This is a genomic window from Streptomyces sp. NPDC060205, from assembly GCF_042728395.1.
In the GTDB taxonomy this organism is placed as follows: Bacteria; Actinomycetota; Actinomycetes; order Streptomycetales; family Streptomycetaceae; genus Streptomyces.
This window is the reverse complement of record NZ_JBHWZP010000638.1, coordinates 1-1,405: the sequence shown is the minus strand read 5'-3', so window position 1 is coordinate 1,405 and position 1,405 is coordinate 1. Positions and strand designations below refer to the sequence as shown.

At 67.3% G+C, this 1,405-nt stretch carries 1 protein-coding gene; it reads left to right on the top strand.

The features are described 5' to 3' along the window. Nucleotides 1-57 precede the first annotated feature (57 nt). Nucleotides 58-1,287, top strand: a complete 1,230-nt coding sequence (locus tag ACFWGJ_RS43690; RefSeq protein ID WP_381832639.1) for an IS701 family transposase — start codon at nucleotides 58-60, stop codon at nucleotides 1,285-1,287. Nucleotides 1,288-1,405: the final 118 nt, after the last annotated feature.

The window sequence follows — 1,405 nt, the reverse complement described above, 5'->3', positions numbered from 1 at the left end:
CCTAGTAGTGCTTCGTTAGGTCTGTTCGTTGCGGCTGATCAGGAACATGTTGGATGGGTGGACGCACTTGAAGTAGGCCGTCTGCGGGCGGCGTTGGAATTGTTCGTGGCGGATGTGTTCGCCTCGGTGCCGCGCAGGGATCAGCGGGCGAAGGGCGAGTGTTATCTGCGCGGGTTGATGCTGGACGGCCGGCGTAAGTCGATCCAGCCGATGGCCGAGCGTCTGCCGGACGGGAACATGCAGGCCCTGCAGCAGTTCGTCAGTCAGTCGCCATGGGAGTGGACGCCGGTGCGCCGGCGGATCGCTCAGCGTCTGTGCGAGGTGATTCGGCCCGAGGTGTGGGTGGTCGACGACGTGTCGTTTCCCAAGTGCGGCAAGGCATCGGTGGGGGTGGCCCGACAGTACTGCGGAGCGGTGGGCAAGCGGGCCAATTGCCAGGTTGCGGTCAGCGTGCACGCCGCCACGGACGTCGCGTCCTGCCCGCTGGAGTGGGAGCTTTTCCTGCCCGAACAGTGGGCGGATGACGCCCCTAGGCGGCGGGCTGCCGGAGTTCCCGATCACGTCGGGCATGCGTCGAAGTCCCGCTTGGCCTTGGGCCTGTTGGACCGGCTGGCCGGCTGGCTGCCGTCGGTGCCGGTGATCGTGGCAGATGCCGGCTACGGCCGCAGTGTCTCCTTCCGTCTGGCGCTGGAGGATCGCCGCTGGTCCTATGTGGTGGCCGTTGACCCCAAAGAGACCGTTCAGTTGGAGGCGGCCGAGCCGTATCGGGTGCCCTACGGCGGGCTGGGGCCGCCCACCCGATCCTGCTACCGCGAACCTGCCCGGGCTCTGAGGGACCTGGTCGATGCCGCCACAGCATTCGAGCAGGTGACCTGGCGCAACGGCAGCAAGGGCGGCATGACCTCGCGGTTCGCCGTGCTCCGGGTGCGTCCGGCAGGCAAGGTTGCCCGCCACACTGCGCAGGAACAGGCCGGCGGGCGCGATCGATGGGACGGTGTGCTGCCGCTGCGGACCCTGCTGGTCGAACAACCCCACGAGGCCGGTGAGCCGACCGGCTTCTGGATGAGCAACCTGCCCGCCTCCACCCCGGTCACCGATCTGGTGCGGTGGGCGAAGATGCGCTGGCGCATTGAGCACGACTACCGCGAACTCAAGCACGGCCTGGGCCTGGACCACTTCGAAGGCCGCACCTGGCGCGGCTGGCACCACCACGTCACCCTCGTCACTGCCGCCCAGGCTTTCCTCACCCTCCGGCGCCTGGACCCAAAAGCCCTGGCCGGAATCTGACCCTCTACCAGGTCCTCGACACCCTGCAAGACCTCCTGCGGTGCTGGACCGGCACCTGCACCACCTGCGGCCAGCTACTCAAAGCCAACAGACGCAGAACTTAACGAAGCACTACTAG